This is a genomic window from Streptomyces sp. NPDC002306 (genome assembly GCF_053593435.1).
In genome coordinates this window covers 458757-481028 of the sequence record NZ_JBSFCK010000002.1, presented here as the reverse complement: position 1 = coordinate 481028, position 22272 = coordinate 458757, and the positions used below count along the sequence as shown (strand labels likewise).

Genomic DNA, 22272 nt, shown 5'->3' with positions numbered 1-22272 from the left:
GCCGCAGCCCGCCCGTCGAGGCCGGCACCGAGACCTGACACCATGAGGCCCGGGCGCCGGTGGTCGGCGAAGCCCTTGCCCTGGTGGTCGGTGCCGGAACCCGGCGGACAATCGGCCGAGGACCAAGGCCGGTTGACCGGCGTCGGCGACGCCCGCCATCGACCTGTGAGGATGAGGCCATGCCGATGTCCGGGCCCGAGCTGTCGGCCGCGCCTCATGAGCTGGTCGTCCGGCTACGCGCCGGTGTGCGTGAGCGGCGTGCCGTTCGTCCCAGGGGCCCTGAACTCCAGCACGTGCGGGACACCTTCGTTCCCTCCGGGGACCGGCGCGTTCCCGTGCGCCGCTACCGCCCCGGTGACGGGCCGCGCCCGGTGCTGGTGTTCCTGCACGGCGGCGGGTTCGTCCTCGGCGATCTGGACACCCACGACCGCACGTGCCGCCGTATCGCCCAGGAGTGCGATCTGGACGTCGTCGCGGTCGACTACCGGCTGGCCCCCGAGCACCCCTACCCGGCCGCCGTCGAGGACGCCGTGGCGGTCCTGCGGCACGTGCGGCCCGACGCCGTGGCCGGCGACAGCGCGGGCGGGTTCCTCGCCGCCGCAGCGTGCCTCGCGCTACGCGCCGAAGGCGGCCCGCTGCCCGCGATCCAGGCCCTGATCTGCCCGAACACCGACCTCGCGCTCGACCACCCCTCCATCGCCGAGAAGGGCACGGGATACGGCCTGGACGCGGACGCGCTCGCCGTCTTCGTCGAGCAGTTCGTCCCGGACCCCGCGGCGCGGGGCGCCGCTTCCCCGCTCCACGCCGACGACCTGTCAGGACTGCCCGCCGCCCTGATCGTCACCGCCGAGCACGACGCGCTGCGCGACGAGGGCGGGGCCTACGCCCGTCGCCTCGCGCAGGCCGGTGTGCCGGTCCGTCACCGGGTCGAACCCGGACTCGTCCATGGCTACATCCAGGGCATGGACCTCACCGACCCGGCCGCGGCGGCCGCGCACGAGCGCCTGTTCGCCGACCTGCGGGAGCTGGTCCCGCGCTGAGGTGCCGGGACGCGAGAGAGGCCTCCGACCTGACCAGGTCGAAGGCCTCGCGCTTTCTCGCAGGCGCCGTACGCAAGTTCGCCGGCTGCGCCGTCAGTGCTGGAGGGCCGCGGGTGGCTCGTCCGGGGCGAGGGGGTCACAGGTGGACGGGGCCGACTCGGGGGCCTCGGTCTCCGTGGTCGGGCGGTGACGACAGCTCGGGGACTTGCCGTGAGCCTCGGCGCGGATGCGCTGCTTCATCGTGGGGGGCAGGGACCGCGCATGGGACCAGAGCCAGGGAGCCGGGGCCGGAACCGTCGTGTGCGAGGCGCTGCTGTTGCGTGTCGGCTCGGTCCGGGCTACCGCCGTCGTGGCGGTCGTCGTGATGAGTCCGAGCGCCGTGCACAGCGCGAGGAAGGCGGTGACGATGGCGGTCCACAGCTTCGTGGCCTGGTTGCGGGCCATGGCCCCTCACTTTCAGGTCGGGCGATTTGCGTACTTTCCTCATGATGTGTATGGCGATCGCGAAGTGGTGGACCGACGCCCATGGCGCGTCGATCTTCCGATGAACACCACACGGATGGGTGCATGGCGGTCGAAAGGTGGCGGAGAGCGAAGAAAAGTTGCAGACATGGAGAGGGTCGGGCAAAATCTCGCTCTCTGTAGAGGTGTGATCACCCTCCGGCCGGAACGGCGTTCTCGGGTTCCGTCCGCTTCTACTGCGCTCTCCCGGGAGGCAGTTGAGGGCCCCGACGCAGGTCACCGATCGGTATCGGTCGGTGTGTATAGTCGGGCGCCAGAGGTCCCCTACGTCAAGGAAAGACGAGGTCGCACGGTGAAGAAGCTTCTCCTGGTCGCACTGGCCGCCATCGGCGGGCTCCTCGTGTACCGCCAGATCCAGGCGGATCGCGCCGAGCAGGATCTGTGGACGGAGGCGACTGACTCCGTGCCCACGGGTTCGTGAGTCCCGACACCGGATTCTGACCAGACCCCGACCGCCTTCGCGGTCGGGGTTTTGCGTTGTCCGCAGCCGCGCGTTTCGGCCGCTCGCGCGAAACCGCCGGATGGCGCGCCACTCGACGGGCAGGATGGGCCACATTCCGGTCCGGCGGGTGGCGAGGGGGCGCGTGATGGAGCGCGTGGTGGGGCGGCGTACGACGGCGTGGTGGCCTGGCGCGGCCCGGCGAAGGCGTCCTGTGGCAGCGGCGACAGCGGGGGCAGCGGCGGCACCCGGGGCAGCGACCGTACGGGCGGTCGGGCCTGGAGCGGCGACGCCGACCGTACAGGCGGTACGGCCGTCACCGGTGACGCGTGCGGTTGCGGTGGGAGCCGTGTTGTGGACCATCGCGGTGGTCGTGCCGGCGCAGGGGGCCGCAGCCGTCGCGCCGGTCGCGTCCTCAGCCGCCTCGGCGCGGTTCGCGGCCCCGGCAGCGGCCTCCGCGGCCTCGGCCCCCGGCTACGCCTTCGCCGCCGACGCCCGGACCGTCCCGGGCGCGACCAGCACCACCGACGCGGCCCGCCTGGATCCCGGCAGGACGTATCGCAGCGCCCTCCCCGGGAGCGGCAAGATCTACTACCGCCTCGAACTCGACGCCACGTCGAACGCGTACGTCGCCGCCACCGCCGTTCCCGCCCCGGACGCCGGTATCGCCTCCGTCGACGGCATCAGGGTGACCGTCCAGGACGCCGACAGCCATACCTGCTCCTCCGACTCGACGATCTTCGGGGCCTCCCGCAGCCCGCATCCCCTCGCGGCGTGGGGCGCGCGCGAGGCGTCCCCTGCCACAACCCTGTGCCGACGGGCGGGCACCTACTACGTGGTCGTCGAGCGGCTCGGTACGGCGGGCTCCGGACCGCGGGACTGGGACCTGGAGCTGGCCGCGTTCGCGGAGCCGCGGCTGGCGAGGACCGGCGCGAGCCGTGCGCCCGAGGTCTGGAACTCCGCCTCCCCCGAACCTCTTGGGGACGATCCGCAGAACCGTGCGGGCGGCGCCGGATTCGGTACGGCGACCACCGTGCGGCAGGGCGTCTGGCGCGCCGACATCGTGCCCGGACAGACCCTCTTCTACCGGGTGCCCGTCGACTGGGGCCGGCAGCTGTACGCCACCGCCGACCTGGGAAGCGCGAGCGAGGGCAGCGGCTACGCGGTGGGCGCCCTCGTGATGTCGCTCTACAACCCGGTGCGTGCCCACGTCGAGGACGCGGCCACCAACTACGACGGCAGCCAGAAGTCGGTCGCGCTCGCCCCGGTGCCGCCGGTCAGGTACGCCAACCGCTACGACCTCACCGACGCCGTGAGCACGATGAGGTTCGCCGGCTCGTACTACCTGGTGGTGCATCTCGCGGCACAGGTGGCCGAACCCTTCGGCGCGGGCCCGTTCGGGCTGACGCTGCGCGTGCGGGTCGGCGGCGCGGGGGAGTCCGCTCCCGGGTACGCGGGGCAGTCAGCGCCGCGTGGCGTCTTCGACGTCACGGCGGCGGACCGGGCGGCCGGGGACGGCTCCGGGGGCGCGGACACCGCGCTGCGGGCGGTCGCGGTGGGCGGGATCGGTACGGGCAGCGTGCTGCTGCTGGTGCTCGGCGTATGGACGGTGACGGCACGGCGCCGGGACGCTCAGATGCGGGTCAACGCCCAGAACCCCACGGCGTAGCAGGCCAGCGCGAGCAGCAGCAGCGGGACGGCCACCCTGGCGGGCGGCCCGGGGCGGCGGCGGGCGCGGCGCCGCGATATCTCCCGCGCCGGAGGCGGAACCTGCGGGACCTGAGCGGTGTATGAAGCAGTAGAGGCATCGGCGCTCGGCGGCCGTGGGGAGGAGCGCGGGACGTAGGCGGGCTCGTGGGGGGAGGCGGGTACGACGTGCTGGGGTGTGGACGGTTCAGGTGTTCCGGGCGGTGGGAGAAGGAAGCTGCCGGTGTCCGACATGGACGTCGGGCGGCCGGAAGGCGGGCCGGCGGCGGGGGGAGGGGCGTACGCGCGCTGCGCTGTGGCGCTGTGCGGTGCCGGTGCCGGTGCCGACATCGGCGTCGGGCTCAGGCGTGGATCGGTGGGTACGGTGCCCGCGCCGGCCCATGGAGCGATGGTGTCGGTGGTCCGCTCGCCGCTCTGGTCGCCGTTCTGCTCACGGCTCTGATCGCCGGAGTGCGCACGGAACTGCGGGTCGTGCTGCGCACCGGACAGAGCGCCGGACTGCGTGCCGGTGCCCGAGCGGCCGGGGTGCCGAGGCCCGGGCGGCTGGGGTGGCTCGGGGGACCGGGGCCGTTGCGCCGACTGTGGGCCCGCCGGGCCGAACCCGGGCGGGAGCGGGCCGAGCTGGTCGAAGATCTCGATCAGCTCGTCGTCGGGGCCGGGCTCCGACAGCAGCTCGGCGGCCGCGGCGAGCGCCTTGCGGGCTCCGGTGGCCGTGCGGAACCGGGCGAGCGGGTCCGGTTGCAGCAGCGTGGCGACGACCTGCCACAGCGGCTCCGGGATGCCCTTGGGCGCCCCGGGCGTCCCGTGCTCCGCGAAGAACTGCACCAGGGCCTTGGCGTCGGGCTTGGCGCCCTCCAGGAGATACAGGGCCACCAGACCTACGGCGAACAGGTCGGCCGCGAAGTCCGGCTCCGCGCCCATCATCTGCTCGGGTGCCAGATAACCGGGCGTTCCCACCACGAGGTTGGTCTCCGTGAGGCGGGGTTCGCCCAGCCGCATCGCGATGCCGAAGTCGGACAGGCGCAGCCGGGGCCGGCCCGTTCCGGTGGCTTCGAGCAGGATGTTGGCGGGCTTGATGTCACGGTGCACCACGCCTTCCGTGTGCACCGCGGAGAGTCCGGCCAGGAGCTGGTCGAGCAGGGTGCAGACGAACGCCGGTGGCAGAGGGCCGTAGTCGCCGATCAGATGGGCCAGTGAACCACCCGCGACCAGGTCCATCGTGAACAGGACCTTGTCGTCGTCGGCGGCCCAGCTGGCGGGGGCGAGTACATGAGGGTGATCGATTCGCAGCGCCTGCTCGCGTACGAAGCGCAGCAGTGAGTGCGCGTCGCTCTGCTGGAGGACCTTGGCGGCCACATAGCGGCGCCGGCGGTGGTCCCAGGCGCGCCAGACGGCGCCGACCCCTCCGCGTCCGATCGGGTCGACCAGTTCGTACCGGCCGGCGAAGACCTCACCCATGGCTGTGCGCTGCTCCTCCCCCTGCGGCGTCCCCCGTTGCCTCCCCCTCGGGGGGCGTGGCGACTCCTCCCGCGCCCCCGCTGTCCCTTCTCTCCGGTCCCCGTCCCGGTCCCTTGTCCCCCATGACCCTTATGCCGGGTCCCGGGTGCCGCTTCGTACCGGGCTTCGGCGAGTGACGCGGCCCCCGTCGCGCCCTCGCCGTGCGTCGGCCCGGTCCCGAACCCCCCGTCGGCTACCGGGCCTTCGGCTTCAGCTCTGGTGGGACTGGTAGTGCGTGACCGCGTCCGAGGTGCGGCCCGCGCCGTAGACCCGGAGGAACTCTGCCAGTTCCGGGTGGGTCTGAGCGAGGGTGTCCGCGGCCTCGATTATGTCGCCGGCGGCGGCCACCGACCGCAGCAGCGACTGGATCTCGCGGACCACGCGCTTGACGGTGGGCGCACCCAAACTGCCGGTCGTCTGCGTGGTGTTGCTGAGCACCGAGCCCCCCTGGGACCTCTTGATCTCGTTTATTTGCTCGGTCGCCTCGGCCGCGCTGACGCTGCCGTCCGCGACCTGTCCCGCCAGTTCCTGCAACAACTGCACCCGTTGGACCACGGCCGGATTGCCGATCTTCGCCCGCTGACCGCTCATCAGCTGGGACAGCATCGGCGCGGACAGGCCCAGCACGCCCGCGAGCCGAGCCTGGTTGAGGCCGAGATCCTCTATGAGCTTACGGAAGAGCGCCCCCAACGGCTCTCCGTACCAGTTCCGCTGAAGGTCCCGCGCTCTCGCGGTCGCTTCCTGCTGTGCGGCGTCCATTGCGTCTCCCCATCGCTTCCCCAAAAACGGCGGTTCGCTGTAGCGAACCACGTCGAGCATCTTACGGAGAGTGGTCGCCTGCGGGGAGCCCCCATCTTTTTGCGAGATACCCCGGGCGACCCGGTAGTCTGGTCTGCGGCGCCCACCGTTAAGCGGTTCTCTTCCGGTTGGACGCCATGCTTCCGGGGCCTTAGCTCAGTTGGTAGAGCGCTGTCTTTGCATGGCAGATGTCAGGGGTTCGACTCCCCTAGGCTCCACAACGCGGACCGGCCGGACACCTTACGGGTGTCCGGCCGGTCCTTTGTTTGTCGCGTGACGCGCGTCACCCAGGAACCCCGAAAGCGTTGCAGTTCTTTGCGCAAACATGCGCGGAGAGTGGCCCTCGTGGAGCCGCTCCGGGGGTGGCGGCCGCGAAGATCGGAGGCGATCCCTCCGCCCTGTGGCCTTGCGTGAACTGGGCGGGGTGCGATCGTGTGACGAGGTGGGTGCACTCCGTCAAGAAAGTGTGTGGGGAATGTGTAGGGTCGAGGCGTTGCAAACGTCACCGCAAAACGGGGCTCCGCCTGTTCCACGTGAAACATCGCCGAGGGGCGGAAGGCCGGCAGGCCTTCCGCCCCTCGGCGTCACACGTCATGCGTGGGGTGCGGCGATGTCCGTACGGCGTCAGCCGCGGTCCTCGCGGTCCACGGCCTCGTCCTCGGCCTGCTTGGCCTGCACCTCGGGGTCGAGTACGGACTGGTCGAGGCTGCCGTCCACCGACTTCAGCCGACTCGACTCGGGCACCTCCGTCGCGGCGGGCGGCTCGACCAGCCAGTCCGGGTTGGCCTGCTTGTCCCACCACTTCCACGCGGCGTAGGCGCCGCCGGCCAGGACACCCAGGACGGCCAGCACCTTCGCGGCCTGGCCGGCCTTCGCCCGTCGCCGGTGCTTGCGGGCCAGCTTCTCGATCTCCCTCGGCGTCACCTGGCCGCGCAGTGCGGCCAGCGCGGCGACACCGCGCGAGGTAGCCTCTTCCCTGACGGGACCGGCGGCGGCCACTGCCTGCTCGAACCTCGGCCGGGAGTAGTCGGCGGCCTGGCGGGCAGCCTCACGCGTACGGAACGCCGCGTCGTGGGCGGCCTGGTCGACCCTCGGCGGTACATGGGTGCGGGCTTGCTCCAGGCGTGGTGCCAGATAGGCGTCGTACTGGAAGCGGGCTTGTTCCGCTGCCTGCGACATCTTGGGCGCGAGCCGTACGCGGGCCTCGGATGCGTAGTACGCGGCCTTCTCCTTGGCCGTGTCGGCGTAGGGCGCCACCACTTCCGCGGCGTGCAGCACGCTGTCCTTCGCCGTTCCGGTCGCGGCGCGCACGCTGTCGATGCGGGTCACGGGTTCCTCCTCCTCGGTGGCGTACGGTATTTCGACTTTCCACCCTTTTACGGATCATGCCTGTCCGTGGACGCCGGGGCATGTGAGGACGGGCATCCGGGTCACGGGAGAAGACTCCGGGCCCTTCCGATCAAGGGCGGTTCAACAACCGATCAAGTGCAATAGCGGATGAATGCGGGGGAACGGGGAGCTTGTCGTCGACAATGCCACGGATCGACGCCGAGTGCCCGCGCCACGGGAGTACTGGTCCGGTTTTCCGCAAGCGGGATCCACGGATCTCCGCCCGGAAGAGGACGTCGGACGACGCGTCGTCCCGGCCGTGACAGGATCGGGGGTCACAGGAAGACAACGGAAGGCAGATCGTGGCCGAGCAGCTCTACGCCACCCTGAAGACCAATCACGGCGACATCGTGGTCCGGCTCTTCCCGGACCACGCCCCCAAGACGGTCAAGAACTTCGTCGAGCTCGCCCAGGGCGAGCGGGAGTGGACCCACCCCGAGACGGGCGTGAAGTCCCAGGCCAGGCTGTACGACGGCACGGTCTTCCACAGGGTGATCAGCGGATTCATGATCCAGGGCGGTGACCCGCTGGGCAACGGCACCGGCGGTCCGGGCTACCAGTTCGGGGACGAGTTCCACCCGGACCTCCAGTTCTCGAAGCCCTATCTGCTGGCCATGGCGAACGCCGGTCCGGCCACCAACGGCTCGCAGTTCTTCATCACGGTCGCCCCGACGGCCTGGCTGAACCGCAAGCACACCATCTTCGGCGAGGTCACCGACGCGGCGAGCCAGAAGGTCGTCGATGCCATCGCGTCGGCCCCGGCCAACCCGCGCACCGACCGCCCGGCCAACGACGTCGTCATCGAGTCGGTCGTCGTCGAGAAGCGCCAGTCCTGAGCCGACGCCCCCCCCGACGCGTGTCGGCAGGGAACCTATTGCCCCGCTCGTCCGTAAGGATGGGCGGGGCAACGCACTGCATACGACGACCCAGGGGATGTGTCATGGACCAGGCTCAAGGCAGCCACCAGGACGCCCGGAGTCTGCCCGGCTGCTACCGGCACCCCGACCGGGAGACCGGCATCCGCTGCACCCGATGCGAGCGTCCGATCTGCCCGGAGTGCATGGTCAGCGCCTCGGTCGGCTTCCAGTGCCCCGACTGCGTACGAGACGGAGGTGGCGGCGCACCCCCGGCCGCCTCCCGTCCCCGCACCCTCACGGGCGGCACGATCGCGGCCGACCCGCGCCTGATCACCAAGCTGCTGATCGGCGTCAACCTCGCGCTGTACCTGGTCCAGCTTTCGGCCGGCGACCGCTTCACCGATCGTTTCGTGCTCGTCGGCCGCTACTCCTCGCCCGGGTTGGAGGGTGTCGCCGAGGGCCAGTGGTACCGGCTGGTCACCGCGATGTTCCTGCACAGCGGCTATATCCACATCCTGTTCAACATGCTCAGCCTGTGGTGGGTCGGCGGCCCGCTGGAGGCGGCCCTCGGCCGCGCCCGCTATCTCGCGCTCTACTTCATCTCCGGGCTGGCCGGCGGCGCCCTCACCTACCTGCTCGTCGCGCCCAACAAGGCCTCGCTCGGCGCCTCCGGCGCGATCTTCGGTCTCTTCGGTGCCATGGCCGTGCTCATGCGCCGGCGCAACTACGACATGCGGCCCGTGATCGCGCTGCTGGTGATCAACCTCATCGTCACCTTCGGCTGGCCCAACATCGCCTGGCAGGCGCACATCGGCGGCCTGGTGGCCGGTGTCGTCGTCGGCTACGCCATGGTCCACGCCCCGCGCGAGCGCCGCGCTCTGGTGCAGTACGGCGTCTGCGGCCTGATGCTGGCCGTGATCGTGGTGATGACGCTCCTGAGGACAGTTCAGCTCACCTGAGCGCACTGTTGTCCACAGCGTGTACCGGATCTTGTGCACATCGTGCGGGAACAACTGTGCCCCCTGTCAGAGACCTGCTTTTCCGCAGGTCAGACAGGGGGCGAACAGGTTTTCGGGCGCTGATAGTTCCGTCACACCGGCGTCAACACCCGATGAGTTATCCACAGATCGTCTTTCTTTTCCCCACTGTGGAAAACCGCTGTGGATAACTCAGTGGATAGCCCTGGGCAGAGCCCCGGAGGGCCCTACTTCCACTGGGTGGAGACGCCGAACCCCGCCGCGATGAAGCCGAAACCGACCACGATGTTCCAGTTGTCCAGGCTGTCGAGCGGCAGGGAGCCGTCCGTCACATAGAAGACGACGATCCAGGCGAGGCCGATGAGGAACATGGCCAGCATGACCGGCGCGACCCAGGCACGGTTGGTGAGCTTGATGGCGGTCGCCTGCTTCGCCGCGGGCGGCGTGTAGTCGGCCTTCTTGCGGATACGTGACTTCGGCACGAGGGTCTCTCCTGTCGATGCGCTGCGTGGCCGCGCAGAGGATTGTGGCTGGCTCGGGGCAGCGTACAAGGGGACACCGAGCGCTCCCCCGGGCGTCCGTTAGCGTAGTGCTTCCGTGGCGTCGAAGGAGATAAGGGTACGTTGAGCAATTCTGCCGACTCCCCCCGGACGGAATCCAGTCCCGATCGCCGGGGCGGCTTCCGTCCCGTCCGTGTGCTCACGGTGGCCGTCTTCGCCCTCGCCGGGCTCATCTTCTTCACCAGCTTCGACACGGCCAAGGGCACCAACATCCGCACGGACGCCTCGCTGCTGAAGCTCTCCGACCTCATCCAGGAACGCAGCCACAAGAACGGCGAGCTCGACGAGTCCAACGCGGCGCTGCGGCACGACGTGGAGTCCCTCGCCGAGGGCGACGACGGCAGCACCGAGGCGGAGGACGCGAAGGTGGCGGCCCTGGAGAAGAGCGCGGGCACGCAGAAGCTCAAGGGCGAGGCGATCACGGTCACCCTCAACGACGCCCCGCCCGACGCGACCGCCAAGCTCCCCGGCTACCCGGAGCCGCAGCCGGACTACCTGGTCATCCACCAGCAGGACCTCCAGGCCGTGGTGAACGCCCTCTGGGAGGGTGGCGCGAAGGGCATCAAGGTCATGGACCAGCGGCTGATCTCCACCAGCGCCGTGCGCTGCGTGGGCAACACCCTCATCCTCCAGGGCCGGGTCTACTCACCGCCGTACAAGATCACGGCGGTCGGTGACCCGGAGAAGTTGCAGAAGACGCTCGCGGACGCGCCGGCGATCCAGAACTACATGGTCTACGTCAACGTCTACGGCCTCGGCTGGAAAGTCACCGAGGACGGCACGGTGACTCTGCCCGGCTACTCGGGCACAGTGGATCTGCACTACGCGAAGCCTGTGCAGTAGCCGCAGCCGCCGGGGGGCCCTGTGTCGGTGCGTGTGATCGTCCGGACCGTCAGCGAGCTCTGCGTCACGGTGGGCGCCGTGATCGTGCTCTTCGTGGTCTACGTGCTGTTCTGGACCGGTGTCCAGGCGGACCGGGTCATGGACGACCAGATCGACCGGTTGCAGGACCAGTGGTCCAGGGGAAGCGTCCAGCCGACGGCCACCTCGGCCACGTCGGCGGCACCCGGAGGCTCACCCGCCTCGCCTGCCTCACCCGCCCCGCCCCCGGTGCCGTACCGGAGCGGCAGGCCCTTCGCGATCATGTACATCCCGCGGCTCGGTTTCACGTGGAACAAGCCGGTCCTCGAGGGCACCGCCACCGGCACCCTGAAGAAGGGGCTGGGTCACTACGCGGGCACCGCCCGGCTGGGGCGGACGGGCAACTTCTCCGTCGCCGGTCACCGGCGTACGTACGGGGATCCGTTCAAGGACTTTCCCCGGCTGCGCCGGGGGGACGCGGTGGTGCTGACGGACGGGACCACCTGGTTCACGTATCGGATCGACAAAGGGCCCTACAAAACCGTTCCCACCGACGTTGAGGTGATCGACCCTGTGCCACGTAAGTCCGGGTATACGGGTGCGGGCCGCTACCTCACGCTGACCACGTGCGATCCCGAGTGGGGGCACAGTCACCGGCTGATCGTGTGGGCGCACCTGGACTCCACACAGCCTGTGGAGGCAGGCGAACCGGAGGCGCTGCGCCGTTAGTCTGGTGCCGTACGGCGTGAGTCTGGTGCCGTGGTGCGAGGGAAGGGACGGCATGTACGGCTGGATCTGGCGGTGTCTGCCGGGAAACGCGTGGCTGAAGGCGCTGATCTCGATCGTGCTGGTGCTGGCCGTGGTCTACGTCCTCTTCCAGTACGTCTTCCCGTGGGCTGAACCGCTGCTTCCCTTCAACGATGTGACGGTGGACAACCAGTGAGTGCGCGCATTCTCGTTGTCGACAACTACGACAGCTTCGTCTTCAACCTGGTCCAGTACCTGTACCAGCTGGGCGCCGAGTGCGAGGTCCTGCGCAACGACGAGGTGTCGACGGCGCACGCCCAGGACGGCTTCGACGGGGTGCTGCTGTCGCCGGGCCCGGGCACGCCCGAGCAGGCCGGTGTCTGCGTCGAGATGGTCCGCCACTGCGCCGCCACCGGTGTCCCGGTCTTCGGGGTCTGCCTGGGCATGCAGTCCTTGCAGGTGGCGTACGGCGGTGTCGTGGACCGGGCGCCGGAACTGCTGCACGGCAAGACCTCCCTGGTCGAACACGGCGGCAAGGGCGTCTTCGCCGGCCTGCCGTCCCCCTTCACGGCGACCCGGTACCACTCGCTGGCCGCCGAGCCGGCGACCGTGCCGGCCGAGCTGGAGGTCACGGCCCGGACGCACGACGGCATCATCATGGGGCTGCGCCACCGGGAACTTCCGGTCGAGGGCGTGCAGTTCCACCCCGAGTCGGTGCTGACCGAGCACGGCCACCGGATGCTGGCCAACTGGCTGGTCGAGTGCGGCTACGCGGGTGCCGTGGCGAGGTCGGCGGGGCTCGCCCCGGTGGTGGGCAGGGCCACGGCGTGACCGCGCTCGGGGACTGGTACGACGAATCGTCGTACGACCCCCCCATCGACGAGGAGACCGTCGCGCTGCGCCTGTCCGACCTGGCCGCGATGGGAGCCGGTGACTCCATATCGGCTTCTGCGGCCTCGTCGGCCCCTTCCGCCACTCCAGCCACCCCGGGCGGCCGTGCGGCCCGCAGAAAGGCCGCCAAGCGCCGTGGAGGGCGTCACGGGGGCGGACCACCGGAGACGGAGACGCCGTCGGAGGGGGGCAGGCCCCGCGCGCCCCTCTCCCGGGTCGAGGCGCGCCGCCAGGCGCGGGCGAGCAAGGCGAGCCCGGCCGTGGTCGCCAGCCGGGCGATCGGCGAGGTCTTCATCACCATGGGTGTGCTGATGCTGCTGTTCGTCACCTACCAGCTGTGGTGGACGAACGTGCGGGCGCACGCGCAGGCGGGCAAGGAGGCGAGCAACCTCCAGCAGGACTGGGCGAACGGGGCGGGTGCGCCGGGCACGTTCGAGCCGGGGCAGGGCTTCGCCATCCTGCACATCCCGAAGCTGGACGTCGAGGTGCCGATCGCGGAGGGCGTCAGCAACAAGAAGGTGCTCGACAAGGGCATGGTCGGGCACTACGGCGAGGGCGTCCTCAAGACGGCGATGCCCGACGCGAAGGCGGGCAACTTCGCCCTCGCCGGTCACCGCAACACGCACGGGGAGCCGTTCCGGTACGTCAACCGGCTCCAGGCGGGTGACGACGTCATCGTCGAGACGCAGAGCACCTACTACGTCTACAAGATGACGTCGATGCTGCCGGTGACCTCGCCGAGCAACACCAGCGTCATCGACCCCGTGCCCAAGGGGTCGGGCTTCACGGGGCCCGGCCGGTACATCACGCTGACGACGTGCACGCCGGAGTTCACCAGCAAGTACCGGCTGATCGTCTGGGGCAAGATGGTCGAGGAACGGCCGCGCAGCAAGGGCAAGCCGGATGCGCTCGTCAGTTAAGGGCAGAGGAAACAGTGGCAGCGACCGCCGACGAGACCGAAGAGCACACCGACGCGCCCCGGTCCGTGCCCTCGCCGCGGCGCCGCGGCCAGGGCCGGATCGCCCTGGCGGTCAGTGTCTTCGGTGAACTGCTCATCACGGCGGGCCTGGTGCTCGGCCTGTTCGTCGTCTACTCGCTGTGGTGGACGAACGTCATCGCCGACCGCACGGCGCACCGGCAGGGCGACAAGGTCCGCGACGGCTGGGCCGCCGGTCAGGACACCGGACCGGGTGCCCTGGACACCAGGAAGGGCATCGGCTTCCTGCACGTGCCGTCGATGAGGAACGGCGAGGTCCTGGTCGAGAAGGGCACCACCTCGAAGGTCCTCAACGACGGTGTCGCCGGCTACTACGTCGACCCGGTCAAGGCCACGCTGCCCACGACGGGCAAGGCGGGCAACTTCACCCTCGCCGCCCACCGCGACGGCCACGGCGCCAAGTTCCACAACATCGACAAGGTCGCGGAAGGCGATCCGATCGTCTTCGAGACCAAGGACAAGTGGTACGTCTACAAGGTCTACGCCGTGCTCCCCGAGACCTCGAAGTACAACGTCAAGGTCCTCGGCCCGGTCCCGAAGGAGTCGGGGAAGAAGAAGGCCGGCCACTACATCACGCTGACGACCTGCACGCCGGTCTACACGAGCCGCTACCGGTACGTGGTGTGGGGCGAGCTGGTCCGGGTGGACAGGGTCGACAGTGAGCGGACGCCCCCGAAGGAGCTGCGCTGACCGCGCGGCGGACGACATGACCGAGCCCCGGCGCCCTGAGAAGGGTGCCGGGGCTCGGTCGTAGGACCCGTGGGGCCGGAAGGTCAGTCCCTCGTGTTCGGTCCCGTGCCGGTGGCGCCGCCGAAGAAGCCGCCGCCGTTGTTGCCGCCGTTGTTGCCCTGGTCGACGGCGACCAGATTGACCGTCGTGCCCGGGGCGACTGTGTTGCCCTGGCCGGGGTCGGAGCTGAAGACGATCGCGTTGTCGTCCTGGGAACCGGTGACGCTGCCGACCTGGAGACCCGCCTGGATGATCAGCTGCTTGGCGTCCTTCAGCTTCTGGCCCTGGATGTTCGGGACCTGGACCTGCTGCTTGGCCTTGCCGATCTGGATCTGGACCGTGGAGCCCTTGTCGACCTGGCTGCCGGCCTGAGGCGTGGTCGCGATGACCTTGCCGACCAGGTTCGGGTCGTCGGTCTCGACGTCGGTGCAGTTGCCGGAGAGGTTGTTGGCCTCCATCTGCGCCTTGGCCCCGTCACAGCCCTGGTTGGAGACGTCGGGGACGGTGGCCTTCTCCTCGGCCTTGGCGATCGTCAGCGTGATCGTGGACCCCTTCTCGACCTCCTTGCCGAGCTCCGGATCCTGCTCCAGGACGGTGCCGGCCTCCTCGGAGGACACCTTCTCCTTCGTCTTCACCGTGAACTGGTACTTGTCGCCCTCGAGGGTGTCCTTGGCCTCGTCCAGCTTCTGGCCGACGACGCTCGGCACGGCCACCTTCGGCGCTCCGGTCGAGACGACCAGGTTGACGGTGGAGTTCTTCTGGACCTCCGTCTTGGCCTGCGGATCCTGCGAGCAGACGTTGCCCTTGGGCTGCTCCTCGCAGGGCTTCTTGGTGACCGTTCCCAGTTCGAGGTCGCTGTTGGTCAGCAGATTCCTGGCGTCGGCTTCGGACGACCCCACGAGGTTGGGCACAGCCACCTGGTCGCCGCCCGCACCGCCCCCGCCGAACGCCCACTTCCCGATCAGGATGGCGCCCACGAGGACCAGGACGGCCGCGACCACGAGGAGAATCGTCGAGGTGTTCGACTTCTTCTGGCGGCGCCGGTCCGGGCGGTCGTCGTAACCGAAGCCGCCGTTGTCCGGGTTCGTGGGCGGCATCATGGTCGTGGCGCCGCCGTCCGCGCGCAGGGCGGTCGTCGCCTGGTCGTCGGGGTACCCGCCGTAGCCGACCGAGCCCATCGCCGCCGTGGCGCCCACGGGCTGGCCGTCGAGGCAGGCCTCGATGTCGGCGCGCATCTCGTCGGCGGACTGGTAGCGGTAGTTCGGGTCCTTGACCAGTGCCTTGAGGACGATCGCGTCCATCTCGGGCGTGATCTCGGGGTCGTAGACGCTCGGGGACTGCGGCTCCTCCCGGACGTGCTGGTAGGCGACCGCGACCGGTGAGTCGCCCACGAAGGGCGGCCGGACGGTCAACAGCTCGTACAGCAGGCAGCCGGTCGAGTACAGGTCCGAACGGGCGTCGACCTGCTCGCCCTTGGCCTGCTCCGGCGACAGATACTGGGCCGTCCCGATGACCGCCGCCGTCTGCGTCATGGTCATGCCGGAGTCGCCCATGGCGCGGGCGATGCCGAAGTCCATCACCTTGACCTGGCCGTTGCGCGTCAGCATGACGTTCGCCGGCTTGATGTCACGGTGCACGATGCCGCTGCGGTGCGCGTACTCCAGGCCCTGGAGGATGCCGATGGTCATCTCCAGCGTCCGCTCCGGCAGCAGCTTGCGGCCGCTGTGCAGAAGCTCGCGGAGCGTGGAGCCGTCGACGTACTCCATGACGATGTACGGGATCGAGACCCCGTCGATGTAGTCCTCGCCCGTGTCGTAGACCGCGACGATCGCGGGATGGTTGAGCGAGGCGGCCGACTGGGCCTCCCGGCGGAACCGAGCCTGGAACGACGGGTCGCGTGCGAGGTCAGCTCGCAGCGTCTTCACCGCCACCGTGCGGCCGAGCCGGGTGTCATGCGCGAGGTAGACCTCCGCCATGCCACCACGGCCGAGCACATGGCTCAGCTCGTACCGGCCGCCGAGGCGACGCGGCTCTTCCATAGCTACCTACCAGCCCTCTCCGTCGGTCCCGACCCGCACGAACGTGCGGGCGGAGGCTGTCGTCCGGGCATACCGTACCCGGATCGGTCTGTGTGACCTGGCCAAGCCCGTCACCCGATACAGGACCGGTATCGCAACGTGCACCGATGTGAAGGGGACGTGAGCGGGGTCACTTCTTGCTGTCGATGACTGCCTTCATCACGTCCCTTGCGATCGGACCGGCGAGACCGCCACCGGTGATGTCGCCGCGGTTGGCGGAACCGTCCTCGACGACGACGGCGACAGCCACCGGAGCACTGCCGTCCGACAGCTTGGCGTACGAGATGAACCAGGCGTACGGCTTCTCACTGTTGTTGAGGCCGTGCTGGGCGGTACCGGTCTTGCCGCCCACGGTGACGCCGTTGATCTTCGCCTTGCCGCCGGTGCCCTGGGGGTTGTTGACGACCGTCTCCATCATCTGCTGGAGCTTCTGGGCCGTCTCCGAGGAGACCGCCTGGGACAGCTCCTTGGGCTCGTGCGTCTCGATGACGTCGAGGTTGGAGGCGCGCAACTGGTCGACCATGTACGGCTGCATCAGCTTGCCGTCGTTGGCGACCGCCGAGGCGATCATGGCCATCTGGAGCGGCGTGGCGCGGTTGGAGCCCTGGCCGATGCCGTCCAGCGCGTTCTGCGGGGCGTTGTCCTTGGGGTAGATGCTCTCGGCGGCGCGCACCGGGGTGTCGAGCTCGGCGTTGTTGAAGCCGAACTTCTCGGCCTGCTCGATCATCTTCTCGTTGCCGACGTTGTCGGCCATCTTCGCGAAGACGGTGTTGCAGGAGACCATGAGCGCGTAGCGCAGGTTGGCGTCCTTGCAGGCGCCGTGCTCGTTGGTGAGCTTCGTGGAGCTCTGCGGCAGCGGGAACGGGTCCGGCGTCTTGGTGGCGTCGTCGATGCCCGCGACCTCGCCGTTCTCCAGCGCCGCGGCGGCGGTGACCACCTTGAAGGTGGAGCCGGGCGGGTACGTCTCGCGCAGCGCCCGGTTGAGCATCGGGTCGTCCTTGTTGTTCTTCTTCAGGACCTTGTTCCAGGCCTTGGCGTCGTCGTCCGAGGTACCGGCGAAGGCCGACGGGTCGTACGACGGCGTGGAGACCAGCGCCAGGATCTTGCCGGTGGACGGCTCGATCGCGGCGACGGCGCCCTTCTTGTCGCCCAGGCCCTGGAAGGCGGCCTTCTGCGCGGCGGCGTTGAGGGTGGTGACGACGTTGCCACCCTCCTTCTTCTTGCCCGTGATCATGTCGAGGGTGTTGCGGAAGAAGAGCCGGTCGTCGTTGCCGGTGAGGATGCCGTCCTCGAGCTTCTCCAACTGGTTGGCGCCGAACGCCTGCGAGGAGAACCCGGTGACCGGCGCCCACATGGCGCCGTCCTTCCAGGTGCGCTTGTACTTGAAGTCGGTGTCCTTCGACTCCACGGATCCCGTGATGGCCTTGCCGTCGACGATGATGTCGCCGCGCGGGGAGGCGTAGCGGGTGATGTTGACGCGGCGGTTGTCCGTGTCGGAGGCCAGGGTGTCGGCCTTCACGTACTGGAGCCAGTTGTCCCGCAGCAGCAGCGTGAGGATCAGCAGGCCGCAGAAGATCGCGATCCGGCGCAGGGGCTTGTTCACGGGCGGACCACCTGGGTCATCTCGGCGTCGGGGTTGGATGCGGGGGCCGGAGCCGGTCGGCGCGCGGTGTCGCTGATGCGGATCAGGATGCCGATCAGGGCCCAGTTGGCGATCACGGAGGAACCGCCGTACGCCAGGAACGGCATCGTCATACCGGTCAGCGGGATGAGGCCCATGACACCGCCGGCGACGACGAACACCTGGAGGGCGAAGGCGCCGGAGAGGCCGACGGCGAGCAGCTTGCCGAAGGGGTCGCGGGCGGCGAGGGCGGTGCGCAGACCGCGCTCGACGATCAGCCCGTAGATCAGCAGGATCGCCATCAGGCCGGCCAGGCCCAGCTCCTCGCCGAAGGTGGCGAGGATGAAGTCGGAGTTGGCGGCGAACCGGATGAGCTCGGAGTGGCCCTGGCCCCATCCGGTACCGAGGGTGCCACCGGAGCCGAAGGCCCACAGGGCCTGCATGGCCTGTTCGGAGTGGAGGAGGCCGTCGTTGCTGCCCGTGCGGCTGAGCGTGTACTCGTGCATGGGGTTCAGCCAGGCCTGCACACGGGTCTGGATGTGCGGCTCGAAGCTCGCCACGCCGACCGCGCCGGCCGCGGACATCAGCAGACCGAAGACGATCCAGCTGGTCCGCTCGGTGGCGACGTACAGCATGATGACGAACATTCCGAAGAACAGCAGCGACGTACCGAGGTCGGTCTCGAAGACCAGGATCAGGATCGAGATGAACCAGACGACCAGGATCGGGCCGAGGTCACGGCCACGGGGCAGGTACAGGCCCATGAAACGCCGGCTGGCGAGGGCCAGCGCGTCGCGCTTGACCATCAGATAGCCGGCGAAGAACACCGCTAGGACGATCTTGGCGAACTCACCGGGCTGGATGGAGAAGCCGGCGACCGAGATCCAGATCTTCGCGCCGTAGATGTTCTGGCCGAGGCCCGGTACGAGCGGCAGCAGCAGCAGGAAGAGCGCGCCGACCATGGAGATGTAGGTGTAGCGCTGAAGGGCGCGGTGGTCCTTCAGGAAGATCAGCACGACGATGAACAGTGCGATGCCCATCGCGGTGTACATCAGCTGGCGCGGTGCCGCGGTGCCCGCCTGCTTGATCGACTGAAGCAGCTTGGACTGGTCGAGCCGCCAGATCACGACGAGCCCGAGCCCGTTCAGCAGCGTGGCCAGCGGCAGCAGCAGCGGGTCCGCGTACGGCGCGAACTTCCGTACGGCGAGATGGGCGACGCCGGCCAGCAGGCCGAGGCCCAGGCCGTAGCTCAGCAGGCCGGCCGGCACCTTGTCGTTGATGGCCAGGCCCACGTTGGCGTAGGCGAACACCGGGATGACGACGGCGAACACCAGCAGCGCGAGCTCGGTGTTGCGTCGGCTCGGGGTGCCGATCGAGCCGATCGTGGACGTGTGGTGCGTCGACGGGTTGGTAGTACTGCTCATCGTGTGACGTGGCCTCTCACGGCTTGCCTACTGCTTACCGCACAGCGAGACGACCTTCTGCTCCTCCTCCGAGAGGCTGGGGCCGGGGCTGGGAGTGGCGGTCGCGGACGGGGACGGAGTCGTGGACGGGGACTTGCCCGACGCCGATGGGTTCGGCGACGGCGAAGCCTTGGACGTGAAGGAGGTGTTGGTGGTTCCCGTGGTGCCTCCGGCCTCGCCCTCGCCCGTCTTGGAGTTCTTCTCGCTGTCGGCGGTGCGGCGCTCGGCTTCCTTCTTGCACGCGGAGGCCTGTACCGACAGTTCGTCGATCTTCTTCTGGGCGGTGCTCCGGTTGCCCTCGGCGATCGTGGCCTGGACCAGCTTCTGCTGGTAGGGCGGGAGGTACTTGAGTTCGATGTCGGGGTGATCCTTCTCCACCTTCGACAGCGAGACCCACGCCAGATCCTGGCTGATGCCGCGGTACAGGGCCACGTGCTCGCCCTTGGTACCGACGTAGTACTGCGTCTGCGTCCAGCGGTAGCCGCCATACAGCCCGCCGCCGATGACGGCGAGGGCGAGCACGCTGTAGAAGGATCTCTTCAGCCACCGGCGGCCCTTGCGGGGCTTGACGAAGTCGTCGTCCGTGTAGTCGCCGAAGCTGTCCGCCGGGATGTAGCCGGTGGTGTCGCCGGAGCCGGGCGGGCCGAACTCGCCGCCGCCACCCTGCCCGGGCACCTGGCGGCCGAGGCCGGAGGCGCGTCCCGCGGGCGTCTGCATGATGCCGTTGTCGTGCAGCTGGTTCTGGTTCTCGGCGACCGCGCCGACCACGACCGGGGTGTCGGACAGCTGCCCGGCGAGGGTGTCGCCGGTGTCCAGGTCGAGCACGTCGGCGACGATCACGGTGATGTTGTCGGGGCCGCCGCCGCGCAGCGCGAACTGGATCAGCTCCTGCACGGTCTCCTGCGGGCCCTGGTAGCTGGCGAGGGTCTCCTCCATCGTCTGGTGGGAGACGACGCCGGACAGCCCGTCGGAGCAGATCAGATAGCGGTCGCCGGCCCGGACCTCGCGGATCGACAGGTCGGGCTCGACGTGCTCGCCGCTGCCGAGCGCGCGCATGAGGAGCGACCGCTGCGGGTGCGTGGTCGCCTCTTCCTCGGTGATGCGTCCCTCGTCGACGAGGCGCTGCACCCAGGTGTGGTCCTGGGTGATCTGGGTGAGGACGCCGTCGCGCAGCAGGTACGCGCGCGAGTCGCCGACATGCACCAGACCGAGCCGCTGGCCGGTCCACAGCAGGGCGGTGAGCGTGGTGCCCATGCCCTCCAGCTGGGGGTCCTCCTCGACCATGGCGCGCAGCTGGTCGTTGGCACGCTGGACGGCGGTGCCGAGCGAGGTGAGGACGTCGGAGCCGGGAATGTCCTCGTCCAGGGCGACGATGGTCGAGATGGCCTCCGATGAGGCGACCTCGCCGGCGGCGGCGCCGCCCATTCCGTCGGCGATGGCGAGCAGGCGCGGCCCGGCGTAACCGGAGTCCTCGTTGCCCTCCCGGATCATGCCTTTGTGCGATCCGGCGGCGAAGCGCAGTGACAGACTCATGCGCACCTCGCCCGTCGGCTCCGGGTACATCCGCACGGTGCCCACCCTCCGGTCGGGAGCGCGCCGGGGTCCGGGGTGTGGACCGCCGCTGCGTGCTCGCTCCGCTCGCGCCTATTCATGATGGAGTACTACTTCCGCAGCTCGATGACGGTCTTGCCGATGCGGATCGGCGCACCCGGCGCAATCGGCGTCGGGGTCGTCAGCCGACTCCGGTCGAGGTACGTGCCGTTGGTGGATCCCAGGTCCTCGACGATCCACTGGCCGTCCCGGTCCGGATAGATCCGGGCATGGCGGCTGGAGGCGTAGTCGTCGTCCAGCACGATGGTGCTGTCGTGCGCCCGGCCCAGGGTGATGGTCTGGCCCTGCAACGCGACGGTGGTGCCGGTGAGGGTGCCCTCCGTCACGACCAGTTTGGTGGGGGCGTTACGACGCTGGCGGCCGCCGGCGGCCTGCTGGCGCTGCTGCGGTGGCGCCGCCGCCTGCCGGGCGGCCTGCTGCTGAGGCCGGGCGGCCTCGCGGCGCGCCCCGCGCTGCGTGACACGCGTACCGAACAGGTCGCTGCGGATGACCTGCACGGCCACGATCACGAACAGCCACAGTACGGCCAGGAAACCCAGCCGCATGACCGTGAGGGTCAGCTCTGACATTGCCCCCGCTTCACCCTTCGGCTTGCCGGTAAATGATGGTGCTGCTGCCCACGACGATCCGCGAGCCGTCGCGGAGCGTAGCGCGGGTGGTGTGCTGTCCGTCCACCACGATGCCGTTGGTGGACCCGAGATCCTGGATCGTCGAGGGCGTTCCGGTCCGGATCTCACAGTGCCGACGGGAGACGCCGGGGTCGTCGATCCGCACGTCGGCCTCGGTGCTGCGGCCCAGCACCAGGGTCGGGCCGGAGATCTGGTGGCGCGCGCCGTTGATCTCGATCCAGTAACGGGTGCGTGCGCCCTGGGCCGGGCCGCCGGGGGCGGCGCCGGGGCGCTGGCCGGCGGGCTGCCCCTGCTGCGGGTAGCCGTAGCCCCCGGCCCGGGGGCCGGCGCCGGGCGGCGGCGCGGACGGCATGGGGGGTGCGGCGGCCGCGCCGGGCTGCGGGTAGCCGTAGCCGCCCGGACGCCGGTCGCTCGCGGCCGACTGGTCGGGGCCCTGCGGTGCCTGCTGCGCGCCGGTCGAGGCGAGGGTGCGGCTGCGGACCCGGTAGAGACCGGTGTCCAGGTCCTCGGCCTTCTCCAGGTTGACCTTGATGGGTCCCATGAAGGTGTAGCGCTGCTGCTTGGCGTAGTCGCGCACCATGCCGGCGAGCTCGTCGCCGAGCTGGCCGGAGTAGGGGCTGAGGCGCTCGAAGTCGGGCGTGCTCAGCTCCACGATGAAGTCGTTGGGGACGACCGTGCGGTCGCGGTTCCAGATCGTGGCGTTGTTGTCGCACTCGCGCTGAAGCGCGCCGGCGATCTCCACGGGCTGGACCTCGGACTTGAAGACCTTGGCGAAGGTGCCGTTGACCAGACCTTCGAGACGCTGCTCGAACTTCTTCAGGACTCCCATGGGGCACCTCCTCCGTAGTTACCACTGTCT

At 69.6% G+C, this 22272-nt stretch carries 22 protein-coding genes and 1 tRNA gene; 12 read left to right on the top strand and 11 right to left on the bottom strand.

The features are described 5' to 3' along the window. Positions 1-179: 179 nt before the first annotated feature. Positions 180-1040, top strand: coding sequence for an alpha/beta hydrolase (locus ACWCQK_RS06530; RefSeq protein WP_451152552.1), 861 nt, complete (start codon positions 180-182; stop codon positions 1038-1040). A 93-nt stretch (positions 1041-1133) separates the two neighbouring features. Here the strand turns inward: ACWCQK_RS06530 and ACWCQK_RS06525 are convergent, their stop codons facing one another. Then, the gene (locus ACWCQK_RS06525) at positions 1134-1484 is read right to left on the bottom strand and encodes a DUF6344 domain-containing protein (protein ID WP_451152550.1); all 351 of its coding nucleotides are present in this window, start codon (positions 1482-1484) and stop codon (positions 1134-1136) included. 370 nt (positions 1485-1854) lie between these two features. On the opposite strand from ACWCQK_RS06525, the gene ACWCQK_RS06520 reads away from it, so the two are divergent. After that, positions 1855-1983 (top strand): DLW-39 family protein, encoded by a 129-nt coding sequence (locus tag ACWCQK_RS06520; RefSeq protein ID WP_003999697.1) that lies wholly within the window; start codon positions 1855-1857, stop codon positions 1981-1983. Positions 1984-2149: 166 nt separating this feature from the next. Then, on the top strand, positions 2150-3670 hold the full coding sequence (locus ACWCQK_RS06515; RefSeq protein WP_451152548.1) for a hypothetical protein: 1521 nt from the start codon (positions 2150-2152) through the stop codon (positions 3668-3670). Here ACWCQK_RS06515 and ACWCQK_RS06510 read toward each other — a convergent pair. Then, on the bottom strand, positions 3634-5166 hold the full coding sequence (locus ACWCQK_RS06510; RefSeq protein ID WP_451152546.1) for a serine/threonine-protein kinase: 1533 nt from the start codon (positions 5164-5166) through the stop codon (positions 3634-3636). The two genes, ACWCQK_RS06515 and ACWCQK_RS06510, sit on opposite strands and share 37 nt — an antisense overlap. A 249-nt stretch (positions 5167-5415) precedes the next feature. After that, positions 5416-5964 carry a DNA-binding protein gene (locus tag ACWCQK_RS06505; protein ID WP_451152544.1) on the bottom strand — a complete coding sequence of 183 codons (549 nt, stop codon included), beginning with the start codon at positions 5962-5964 and terminating at the stop codon, positions 5416-5418. 184 nt (positions 5965-6148) lie between these two features. On the opposite strand from ACWCQK_RS06505, the gene ACWCQK_RS06500 reads away from it, so the two are divergent. Further along, positions 6149-6221, top strand: a tRNA-Ala gene (locus ACWCQK_RS06500). 406 nt (positions 6222-6627) lie between these two features. Here ACWCQK_RS06500 and ACWCQK_RS06495 read toward each other — a convergent pair. Then, the gene (locus ACWCQK_RS06495; protein WP_451152542.1) at positions 6628-7332 is read right to left on the bottom strand and encodes a DUF5324 family protein; all 705 of its coding nucleotides are present in this window, start codon (positions 7330-7332) and stop codon (positions 6628-6630) included. A 362-nt stretch (positions 7333-7694) separates the two neighbouring features. Here ACWCQK_RS06495 and ACWCQK_RS06490 point away from each other — a divergent pair, with 362 nt between their 5' ends. Together ACWCQK_RS06490 and ACWCQK_RS06485 are read left to right on the top strand one after the other, a co-directional pair. After that, on the top strand, positions 7695-8228 hold the full coding sequence (locus ACWCQK_RS06490; RefSeq protein WP_451152540.1) for a peptidylprolyl isomerase: 534 nt from the start codon (positions 7695-7697) through the stop codon (positions 8226-8228). A gap of 104 nt (positions 8229-8332) precedes the next feature. Next, positions 8333-9208 carry a rhomboid family intramembrane serine protease gene (locus tag ACWCQK_RS06485; RefSeq protein ID WP_451152538.1) on the top strand — a complete coding sequence of 292 codons (876 nt, stop codon included), beginning with the start codon at positions 8333-8335 and terminating at the stop codon, positions 9206-9208. Between the two features lie 245 nt (positions 9209-9453). On the opposite strand, the gene crgA is transcribed toward ACWCQK_RS06485, so the two are convergent. Further along, the gene (crgA, locus tag ACWCQK_RS06480) at positions 9454-9708 is read right to left on the bottom strand and encodes a cell division protein CrgA (RefSeq protein ID WP_451152536.1); all 255 of its coding nucleotides are present in this window, start codon (positions 9706-9708) and stop codon (positions 9454-9456) included. A gap of 141 nt (positions 9709-9849) precedes the next feature. Here crgA and ACWCQK_RS06475 point away from each other — a divergent pair, with 141 nt between their 5' ends. The 6 genes from ACWCQK_RS06475 to ACWCQK_RS06450 are packed head-to-tail and all read left to right on the top strand — an operon-like array spanning position 9850 to position 13972. Beyond that, positions 9850-10629, top strand: a complete 780-nt coding sequence (locus ACWCQK_RS06475) for a DUF881 domain-containing protein (RefSeq protein ID WP_451152534.1) — start codon at positions 9850-9852, stop codon at positions 10627-10629. A gap of 27 nt (positions 10630-10656) precedes the next feature. After that, positions 10657-11376, top strand: coding sequence for a class E sortase (locus ACWCQK_RS06470; protein ID WP_451152532.1), 720 nt, complete (start codon positions 10657-10659; stop codon positions 11374-11376). A gap of 52 nt (positions 11377-11428) precedes the next feature. Continuing rightward, positions 11429-11590, top strand: a complete 162-nt coding sequence (locus ACWCQK_RS06465; RefSeq protein ID WP_385785141.1) for a hypothetical protein — start codon at positions 11429-11431, stop codon at positions 11588-11590. After that, positions 11587-12225 carry an aminodeoxychorismate/anthranilate synthase component II gene (locus ACWCQK_RS06460; protein ID WP_451152530.1) on the top strand — a complete coding sequence of 213 codons (639 nt, stop codon included), beginning with the start codon at positions 11587-11589 and terminating at the stop codon, positions 12223-12225. The genes ACWCQK_RS06465 and ACWCQK_RS06460 overlap by 4 nt, the downstream gene beginning before the upstream one ends. Continuing rightward, positions 12156-13205, top strand: coding sequence for a class E sortase (locus ACWCQK_RS06455; RefSeq protein WP_451152528.1), 1050 nt, complete (start codon positions 12156-12158; stop codon positions 13203-13205). Before ACWCQK_RS06460 ends, ACWCQK_RS06455 begins: the two co-directional genes overlap by 70 nt. A gap of 14 nt (positions 13206-13219) precedes the next feature. Continuing rightward, on the top strand, positions 13220-13972 hold the full coding sequence (locus ACWCQK_RS06450) for a class E sortase (protein WP_451152526.1): 753 nt from the start codon (positions 13220-13222) through the stop codon (positions 13970-13972). A gap of 83 nt (positions 13973-14055) precedes the next feature. Here ACWCQK_RS06450 and pknB read toward each other — a convergent pair whose 3' ends face one another. The 6 genes from pknB to ACWCQK_RS06420 form a co-directional block, all read right to left on the bottom strand. Next, the gene (gene pknB / locus ACWCQK_RS06445; protein ID WP_451152524.1) at positions 14056-16050 is read right to left on the bottom strand and encodes a Stk1 family PASTA domain-containing Ser/Thr kinase; all 1995 of its coding nucleotides are present in this window, start codon (positions 16048-16050) and stop codon (positions 14056-14058) included. A 169-nt stretch (positions 16051-16219) separates the two neighbouring features. Further along, entirely contained in the window at positions 16220-17692 is a 1473-nt protein-coding gene (locus ACWCQK_RS06440; RefSeq protein ID WP_451152522.1) for a peptidoglycan D,D-transpeptidase FtsI family protein, read from the bottom strand. Continuing rightward, the gene (locus ACWCQK_RS06435; protein WP_451152520.1) at positions 17689-19134 is read right to left on the bottom strand and encodes an FtsW/RodA/SpoVE family cell cycle protein; all 1446 of its coding nucleotides are present in this window, start codon (positions 19132-19134) and stop codon (positions 17689-17691) included. Before ACWCQK_RS06435 ends, ACWCQK_RS06440 begins: the two co-directional genes overlap by 4 nt. 27 nt (positions 19135-19161) lie before the next feature. Then, positions 19162-20736, bottom strand: a complete 1575-nt coding sequence (locus ACWCQK_RS06430; protein WP_451152976.1) for a Stp1/IreP family PP2C-type Ser/Thr phosphatase — start codon at positions 20734-20736, stop codon at positions 19162-19164. 98 nt (positions 20737-20834) lie between these two features. After that, positions 20835-21353, bottom strand: a complete 519-nt coding sequence (locus ACWCQK_RS06425; RefSeq protein ID WP_451152518.1) for an FHA domain-containing protein FhaB/FipA — start codon at positions 21351-21353, stop codon at positions 20835-20837. 10 nt (positions 21354-21363) lie between these two features. Continuing rightward, a complete protein-coding gene (locus tag ACWCQK_RS06420; protein WP_451152516.1) occupies positions 21364-22242 on the bottom strand; it encodes an FhaA domain-containing protein in 879 nt (292 codons plus the stop codon). Positions 22243-22272 lie beyond the last annotated feature (30 nt).

Excerpts from the sequence above, each read along its gene's own strand:
- ACWCQK_RS06485 (WP_451152538.1), top strand. The coding sequence starts at position 8,333 with ATGGACCAGGCTCAAGGCAGCCACCAGGACGCCCGGAGTCTGCCCGGC.
- ACWCQK_RS06420 (WP_451152516.1), bottom strand. The coding sequence starts at position 22,242 with ATGGGAGTCCTGAAGAAGTTCGAGCAGCGTCTCGAAGGTCTGGTCAAC.
- ACWCQK_RS06435 (WP_451152520.1), bottom strand. The coding sequence starts at position 19,134 with ATGAGCAGTACTACCAACCCGTCGACGCACCACACGTCCACGATCGGC.
- ACWCQK_RS06505 (WP_451152544.1), bottom strand. The coding sequence starts at position 5,964 with ATGGACGCCGCACAGCAGGAAGCGACCGCGAGAGCGCGGGACCTTCAG.
- ACWCQK_RS06515 (WP_451152548.1), top strand. The coding sequence starts at position 2,150 with ATGGAGCGCGTGGTGGGGCGGCGTACGACGGCGTGGTGGCCTGGCGCG.
- ACWCQK_RS06510 (WP_451152546.1), bottom strand. The coding sequence starts at position 5,166 with ATGGGTGAGGTCTTCGCCGGCCGGTACGAACTGGTCGACCCGATCGGA.
- pknB (WP_451152524.1), bottom strand. The coding sequence starts at position 16,050 with ATGGAAGAGCCGCGTCGCCTCGGCGGCCGGTACGAGCTGAGCCATGTG.
- ACWCQK_RS06430 (WP_451152976.1), bottom strand. The coding sequence starts at position 20,736 with ATGTACCCGGAGCCGACGGGCGAGGTGCGCATGAGTCTGTCACTGCGC.
- ACWCQK_RS06425 (WP_451152518.1), bottom strand. The coding sequence starts at position 21,353 with ATGTCAGAGCTGACCCTCACGGTCATGCGGCTGGGTTTCCTGGCCGTA.
- ACWCQK_RS06525 (WP_451152550.1), bottom strand. The coding sequence starts at position 1,484 with ATGGCCCGCAACCAGGCCACGAAGCTGTGGACCGCCATCGTCACCGCC.
- ACWCQK_RS06465 (WP_385785141.1), top strand. The coding sequence starts at position 11,429 with ATGTACGGCTGGATCTGGCGGTGTCTGCCGGGAAACGCGTGGCTGAAG.
- ACWCQK_RS06530 (WP_451152552.1), top strand. The coding sequence starts at position 180 with ATGCCGATGTCCGGGCCCGAGCTGTCGGCCGCGCCTCATGAGCTGGTC.